Annotated in this window: 8 protein-coding genes; 6 read left to right on the top strand and 2 right to left on the bottom strand. The window is 65.9% G+C overall.

Annotated features, from left to right (window positions below; translation table 11 throughout):
• The coding region (locus tag BLP73_RS18700; RefSeq protein WP_245686547.1) for a polysaccharide biosynthesis/export family protein at window positions 1–764 on the bottom strand (764 nt) is incomplete at its 3' end.
• A 151-nt stretch (window positions 765–915) separates the two neighbouring features.
• The gene (locus BLP73_RS18695) at window positions 916–2,259 is read right to left on the bottom strand and encodes a capsule biosynthesis protein (RefSeq protein WP_090748491.1); all 1,344 of its coding nucleotides are present in this window, start codon (window positions 2,257–2,259) and stop codon (window positions 916–918) included.
• Between the two features lie 166 nt (window positions 2,260–2,425).
• Between BLP73_RS18695 and BLP73_RS18690 the strand changes: the two genes are divergently transcribed.
• From BLP73_RS18690 to BLP73_RS19225, 6 genes are all read left to right on the top strand, one after another.
• Window positions 2,426–3,031, top strand: coding sequence for a riboflavin synthase (locus BLP73_RS18690; RefSeq protein ID WP_090748488.1), 606 nt, complete (start codon window positions 2,426–2,428; stop codon window positions 3,029–3,031).
• 39 nt (window positions 3,032–3,070) lie between these two features.
• A complete protein-coding gene (gene ribB, locus BLP73_RS18685) occupies window positions 3,071–4,192 on the top strand; it encodes a 3,4-dihydroxy-2-butanone-4-phosphate synthase (RefSeq protein WP_090748485.1) in 1,122 nt (373 codons plus the stop codon).
• A gap of 3 nt (window positions 4,193–4,195) precedes the next feature.
• Entirely contained in the window at window positions 4,196–4,741 is a 546-nt protein-coding gene (locus BLP73_RS18680; protein ID WP_090748482.1) for a 6,7-dimethyl-8-ribityllumazine synthase, read from the top strand.
• A complete protein-coding gene (gene nusB / locus BLP73_RS18675; RefSeq protein WP_090748479.1) occupies window positions 4,738–5,220 on the top strand; it encodes a transcription antitermination factor NusB in 483 nt (160 codons plus the stop codon). The genes BLP73_RS18680 and nusB overlap by 4 nt, the downstream gene beginning before the upstream one ends.
• Window positions 5,221–5,682: 462 nt before the next feature.
• On the top strand, window positions 5,683–6,645 hold the full coding sequence (locus BLP73_RS18670; protein ID WP_090748476.1) for a DUF481 domain-containing protein: 963 nt from the start codon (window positions 5,683–5,685) through the stop codon (window positions 6,643–6,645).
• A gap of 344 nt (window positions 6,646–6,989) precedes the next feature.
• The gene (locus BLP73_RS19225) at window positions 6,990–7,250 is read left to right on the top strand and encodes a hypothetical protein (protein WP_139166039.1); all 261 of its coding nucleotides are present in this window, start codon (window positions 6,990–6,992) and stop codon (window positions 7,248–7,250) included.
• The last annotated feature ends 197 nt before the right edge of the window (window positions 7,251–7,447 follow it).

The raw sequence follows: 7,447 nt of genomic DNA, 5'->3' as shown, positions 1-7,447 counted from the left end.
GCGTTGATCATCTCGTTGCCGAGCGGCACGCGGGTCTGCCCGCCGAGAGCGCCAAGCGCGGTGAAGTTGCGCTGGTCTTCCTCGACCACGATCAGGTCGCCGGGACGGAGGGCGATGTCGTTGTTGGGGCTGGAATAGAGGTCGGCCAGCCAGACGCGGCCGGTCTCGTTCCCGCGCTTCACGGTCACGACGGCGACCTCGGGCGGGATGGCGACGCCGCCGGCCCGGGCGAGCATCGAGGAGAGAGAGCGGGTCGGACGCTCGATCGGGTAGACCCCCTGACCACCGACGCGGCCCATGACCGAAACCGTGGCGCCGTCGCCGGCGACGCGGGCAACCGAGACCTGCGGGTCGGGCGTCTGCACGCTCAGCCGCTCGGTGATGACGCCGCGCAGCTGCTCGGGCGAGTTCCCCGCGGCGCGGACGCGGCCGGCATAGGGCACGAAGATGAAGCCGTCGCTGTCGACCTGGATCTCGCTGATCTGGGCCTGGCTGGAGCCGATCGAGGTCAGCAGGCCGTCATCAACGTTCTCCCAGATCGAGAGGGCGAGGCGGTCGCCGGCCCGGATCTCGTCCGCGCCGACCTGGCCGGCGTTGCGGAAGGTTGACGAGAAGCCGAAGGACGGCACGAAGCTGGAGGCCCGCGTGACGTGGTCGTTCACGTAGATCACCTGGGCGTTGCCGCCCCGCTCGACGGCGCCGCCGAAAATCTCGTTCTTGGTGGGGCCCGAACGGGGCAGGGCGCAGGCCGAAAGCAGGCACATCGACGCCATCATGAGCAACCGGAGGGGTCCGGCTGTCGGATTCAAAACTGTCACCTCTTGCACTCCATCTTATCAGCTCCGGCAGGGCTGGCGCGGCCGGTTGAAGCGCAATCTAGCCATAAGTCTGCACACAGGCCACCTTTTCTTGTGTTCAACTTTCGCGGTCGTGCATCTGATGCCTGTGGAGCACGCGTCCGGAGGCGAGCGCCTGGTAGGGATCCTCGGGCGAGAGCATCATGTCCGCGACGAGCCGAAGGGCATGGGCGCGCGAGCGTTCGGCATAAAAGCCGCCGGGGATCTGGCTGGTCTGGAGGAGGTAGTTGCGGAAGGTCCGGTACGCCTGCGGATCGGGCGCGTCGGGGCTTTCGAAGAAGCTGTCGAGGCTCTGGTCCGAGACGAGGCCAGGCTTGACATAAACGGCCCGTCCCAAGGCTTTGACTGGAATCCCGCGCCATAGCGCCTGCTGCGCCCCCGTGGAATTGACGGTTACCACCGATCGGGCGAGGGACAGCACCTCCGCCAGCTTGCCGCCGCGGATGTAGTGGACGCGGTGCGCCACCCCGAAGCGGCGGGCTGCCGCGCGCAGCGCGTCGAGGTTGCGGGCGCGCCCGTCCTCCAGCGGATGGGCCTTGAAGACCAGCTGGTGATGCGGCGGCGCCGCGCGCGCGAAGCTTTCGACGACCTGATCGATGAATTGCGCATTTCGCGTGAAAGGCGAGTGGCCGAGGAAATTCGAATCATGCTCGAGCTGCATCAGGACGAGGCTGTAGGGCCGCCCGGACAGGCGCAGCCGCCGCCACTGGAATCGCCTCTGCAGGCTGTGAAACGGCGAAAAAACAAGCCTACGCAGGTTCAGGCGGAACTCCTGGATCACCGGAATGGCGCGGTGGCCGGTATAGGCGCGATAGCGGTGATTCGCGATCAGGACGAGGAAGTGGTAGAAGGCGCCGTAGAACTTGTGCTGGCGCATGTCGCCCCAATGGGCAGGCGGGCGGTGGACCTCGGCCGCCTGCTCTCGCAGGACCGAGCGCATCGAGGCCAACGGGATCTGCATCAGCGCCGAGTTGCCGTTCGAGCCCTGTCGCTCGTAGCAGATCCAGTAGGGGCGCAGGTAGCCTTCTTCGAAGACATGCACGGTAAGCCCGCGTTCTTCCGCGATCTTCCGCGCCTTGGCGTGGATGGGGCGCACATCGCCGTAAAGCACGATGTCGGTGATCCCGCGCGTCTCGAGGATGCGTTCCAGATGCGCGGGCCAGTCCGCGACGTTCCCCTCGTGGCGAATGAAGCGGGCGCGGTCGGACCAGAAATGCTCGTCGCCGGCGTTGAAGCCGCAGCGCCAGACCTCGGCCCCCGTCTCGCGCAGCAGCGCGGCGAGGCGGTCGAAGAAGGGGCCGTGCGGTCCCTGGAGCAGCAGGAAGATTCGCGCTGCCGTCGCCGGACGCGTCGGCGCCGGCGGCAGGGCATCCTGCGGAAGTGGTGTGCCGCGCTGGAACATGAACCCTCGGTTGCAGAATTAACCTTGTTGAACGCACATCGCACAGGAGGCTTCTTCAAGCCAATACAACTTTAGCGAAAGCTTCGTTACAGATTGGTTAATTTGCACCCGCTTGATCGGCCCGCACCTTTGCCTTAGGTCGAGGCAGGACCAGAGGGATGGCGTCATGTTCACCGGGATCATCAGCGACATCGGCAGGGTCGAGGCGGTCGAGATGCGCGGCGACATGCGCGCCCGCATCGCCTGCGGATACGACATGGCCGGCGTCGACATCGGCGCCTCGATCGCCTGCGACGGCATCTGCCTGACGGTCATCGCCAAGGGCGACGGCTGGTTCGACGTGGACATCTCGGCCGAGACGCTGTCGAAGACCAACATCGGCGCCGAGGGCTGGGCCGTCGGCAAGCGCCTGAACCTCGAGCGGGCGCTGCGCGTGGGGGACGAGCTGGGCGGCCATATCGTCAGCGGGCATGTCGACGGCATCGCCCCCATCGTCGAGGCGCGGCGCGAGGGCGACAGCCTGCGCCTTGTCTTCGAGGCCCCGGCGGCGCTGGCCCGCTTCATCGCGCCCAAGGGCTCGGTGGCGCTGAACGGCACCTCGCTGACCGTCAACGAGGTGGACGGGTGCCGCTTCGGGATCAACCTCATCCCCCATACGCAGCAGGTGACCACCTGGGGCGAGGCGCAGAAGGGCGACCCGGTCAATCTCGAGATCGACACGATGGCGCGCTACGTGGCGCGTCTGGCCGAGGCCGGCGCGCTGGCCCGCTAGCGGCGGCCGCGCACGCACCGGCTACAAGGAAGGTGGCACATGCAGTTTGAGAACCCCGGCCCCGTCGAACAGGATTTCGCGGCCGCCATCTCCTCGACGGAAGAGATCATCGAGGAGGCGCGCAACGGCCGGATGTTCATCCTGGTCGATCACGAGGATCGCGAGAACGAGGGGGATCTGGTGATCCCCGCGCAGATGGCGACGCCCGACGCGGTCAACTTCATGGCGACGCATGGCCGCGGCCTCATCTGCCTGTCGATGACGGCCGAGCGGATCGAGGCGCTCGGCCTCGGCCTCATGAGCCCGCGCAACTCCAGCCGCCACGAGACCGCCTTCACCATGTCGATCGAGGCGCGCGAGGGGGTGACGACCGGCATCAGCGCCCATGACCGCGCCCGCACCATCAGCGTGGCCGTCGATCCGACGAAGGGCGCCGCCGACATCGCGACGCCCGGCCACATCTTCCCGCTGCGCGCGCGCCGGGGGGGCGTTCTTGTCCGCGCCGGCCACACCGAGGCCGCGGTCGACATCTCGCGCCTCGCTGGGCTGAACCCGGCGGGCGTGATCTGCGAGATCATGAACGAGGACGGCAGCATGGCCCGGCTGCCCGATCTGGTGGCCTTCAGCCAGCGGCACGGGCTGAAGATCGGCACGATCAGCGACCTGATCCGCTACCGCCGCCGCCACGACAACCTGATCGTCGAGCGCACGCAGCGGCAGGTCACCTCGGAGTTCGGCGGCGAATGGACCATGCGCGTCTTCGCCGACGAGACGCAGGGCTCGGAGCATATCGTGATGACCAAGGGCGATCTCGGCGCGCCCGGCCCGGTGCTGGTGCGGATGCACGCGCTCGATCCGCTGCACGACGTGCTGGGCGTCACCCGCGGGGCCGGCGGCAGCCTGGCCGGCGCGATGCGCGTCATCGCCGAGGAAGGGCGCGGCGTGGTCGTGCTGATCCGCGATCTGACGCAGGCCGTCGTCTCGGCGGCGGACGAGAGCCATTCGCACGTGCTGCGGCAATACGGCCTCGGCGCGCAGATCCTGTCGGCGCTCGGCCTGTCCGAGCTGGTGCTGCTGACCAATACCGCGCCCGTGAAGATCGTGGGCCTTGACGGCTACGGTCTTTCCATCCATTCCACGCGCCCTGTTCCAAAGGATTGACGCATGGCCTCGCAGACCGACCATCAAGAACTGCCGCTGCCGCGCTTCGACGCGCCGGTACGGCTGCTGGCGGTCGTCGCGCCGTATTACCGGAGCATCGCGGACGCGCTGCTGACCGGCGTGCGCCGCAAGGCCGAGGCTGCCGGGGCGCAGCTGGACATCGTCGAGGTTCCGGGCGCGCTGGAAATCCCGACCGCCATCGCCCTGGCGGCGCGGGCCGGGCGCCATGACGGTTTCGTCGCCCTGGGGTGCGTCGTGCGCGGCGAGACCACCCATTACGAGACGGTCTGCAACGACAGCTCGCGCGGGCTGACGCTGCTGGGCCTCCAGGGCATCTGCATCGGCAACGGCATCCTGACCGTCGAGACGATGGCGCAGGCCGAGGTTCGCGCCGCGCCCGAGGGCCAGGACAAAGGGGGCGGGGCCGCCGCCGCGGCGCTGCATCTGGTGGCGCTGGCGCACGGGATCGGGGCCCGCGGCCAAGCGCCTCTGGTGCCGCATGACGTGATCCGCCTTGCGGGCGAGATCGAAGGGCAGGGCCGGGCATGAGCGGCCGCGACACCACCCAGCCCGCCGCCGACCGCCGCGCCCTCAGCCGCGCCGCGCGCCTTTATGCCGTGCAGGCGCTATTCCAAATGGAAGCCGCCGGTCAATCCGCCGAGCGCGTCACCCGCGAGTTCCGCGACTACCGCATCGATTTCGAGGATCGCGACGGCCCGACGGACCCCGCCGACGAGGCCCTCTTCGAGCGCATCCTCGACAATGTGGTGACATGGCAATCGCGGATCGACCAGGCAACGGATCGCGGCCTCGTGGCCCGCTGGCCCATCGACCGCATCGATCCTGTCTTGCGCGCGCTCTTCCGCGCCGCCGGGGCCGAACTGGTGATCGGCAAGGCGCCTCCGAAGGTGGTGATCAGCGAATATGTCCGCCTCTGCGAGGCCTTCTTCCCGGAAGGCCGCGAGGCGAAGTTCGTGAACGCCGTCCTCGACCATGTCGCGCGCGACCTGCGCCCCGAAGGTTTCTGAGCCAGCCACATCCGCTACCGTGACTACGTGAGCTTCTGCCTGACTGATGCAGGCAGAACACGCTGGCGTTTGACGTGAAAAAGAACCGTGTCGTTTGTGCAACAGATTGAAGCGGCGCCGCGGAGCGTGGAGACTGCCTGCTAAGCCACCACATCACAGGCAGATTGCATCAAGCCTTGGATTCTGGGATGCATGAACTTGGCGATCGGCACGCCGTTATGACCGTACGCCAATTGGTTGCACCAATCGAAAGAAGGTTGCATCACGATTTGTTAAATGGCCGCGTGTGCGAGATCTCGCCCGGTTTCGGATGATGATCTGCTGACGCGGCCATCGCGCGTCTTGTGACTTTTCGCGGCAACCTTTGAACCGGGCAGGGGGCGTTCTAATTGATGTCACAGCAGAGATGCTCCGGGGCCATTTTGCCTCGGGACAACGAAACTCAGCTCGTGAGGAAGCAAGATGAAAAAAGTTACGCTGCTGACCGGCACCGCCGCCATGCTCGCCGTTCTCTCGGCTCCGGCCTTTGCCCAGACCGAGATCTCGACCGGCGCCGACGCGACCGGGATCAGCCGGATCGACGACCGCATCGGTGACATCGAAGACGCGGTGACCGACAGCTTCGATCGTGACCAAGACGCCGACCGCTTCGGTCCGGCGGACCGTCGCACCGGTCTCTTCGGCACCATGTCGCTCAGCTACACCGGCCGTACCGGCAACACCGAGAACCAGGACCTGGCGATCGCGGGCCGCATCAACAACAACGAAGGCGCCTTCGCGCAGAGCGTTGGTCTGTCGATCGAGTTCGGCGAGGACGACTTCGGCAACAAGGACCAGGAAGAAGTCAACGCGATTTATGACGCGCAGTACTACTTCAACGACCAGTTCTACGCTTTCGCGCTCGGCCGCATCAGCCAGAACGGTCTGGTCGACGGCGTCCGCAACAGCCCGTCGCAGAGCGACGAGGACTTCGCTGCCGAGTTCAGCGACTTCCGCCGCGACGCGTTCCTCGGCTTCGGCCCGGGCTACCGCGTGATCAACACGCCGGACACCGCATGGCGTGTTCAGGCCGGTGTTGGCGTCCGTTATGCGCAGACCGGCGCGGCCTATGCCGGAACGGACAGCTTCATCGACGGTGATGGTGATCTGGTCGTGACGGGTGCCGACACCTCCTCGAACACCGATGTCGGCTACATCGCCTCGTCGCGCTTCTACCACCGCTTCAACGAGACGGTTTTCATCACGAACGACACCGACTGGCTGGGCTCGAGCGACATCGACGACGTGATCAGCAACGAACTGGGCGTGAACTTCCGCGTCTCCGATCAGCTGGCGACTCGCGTGAGCTACACGACCGAGTACCAGGAGAACCGTGAGATCCGGACGAACAACCGCCTGGGCGTCGCCGTGGTCTACGGCTTCTGATCCTCAAGACCAGGTATAAATGCAAAGGGCGGCCTTCGGGCCGCCCTTTCGCTTTGTGCCTGTCGGAAGGGAAGGTGGCGGGAACCGCAGCGACCGCGTCGGCGTCAGATTTCCCGAAAGCCTGATCAATCAGGTGGGCACCAGGTAACGTGACCAGGGTCACGACAGAGCCAGCGCCCTCGGAAAACTTATAGGCCAGTGGAAATTTGGCCGCGCGCGAGAAGAGCAGAAGCCCGCCGTCACCCAAGGTAGGACCTGATGCGGGCGGTTTCAAGCGGCCAAGATGGGCCCCGCGCGATTCGTCGGAACGAGCCGAGCCGCCTGCCGACCACATGCCTCATGCGGTGAAGATGCGCGTCTTTTCAATGCGCTGTCATTTTTCGCAGATGCTGCCTGATTTTTCTGCTTGCGCCCCGGAACGCCGCGGCCTAAATACCGCTTCACCGAAGGCGGGAACGCTTGAGGGGCCGGGAAGGGGAGCGCTGCGAAGCGCGGGTCTGGACCGGAAGAGATTTTGGGAATGGATGACCGGGCTGGGCGTCGAGAGATTGGCGCTTGATCCGCGATTTTGTTTCCTCTGCTTTTTGACATTGATGGATATCTGAAGAGATATGCGGGCGGTTTGGTCGGTTTTCGACCTTGAAGCTTGCATGTCGGCCCTCTAGCGCAAGCGATGATGAGGGTGTCAGCTTCACTGTTTGTCGGTTCACGCGAGTGGAACGATGAACGGATGATCGCCTGGTTTCGGCCAGGTGACAGATGTGCAAGGTTCGACGTCAAGGACACGGCAATTGCCGTTTCA

It is taken from the genome of Paracoccus tibetensis (assembly GCF_900102505.1).
GTDB lineage: Bacteria > Pseudomonadota > Alphaproteobacteria > Rhodobacterales > Rhodobacteraceae > Paracoccus > Paracoccus tibetensis.
Note: the sequence above shows the minus strand (reverse complement) of the source record. Positions and strands in the feature narration are given on the sequence as shown.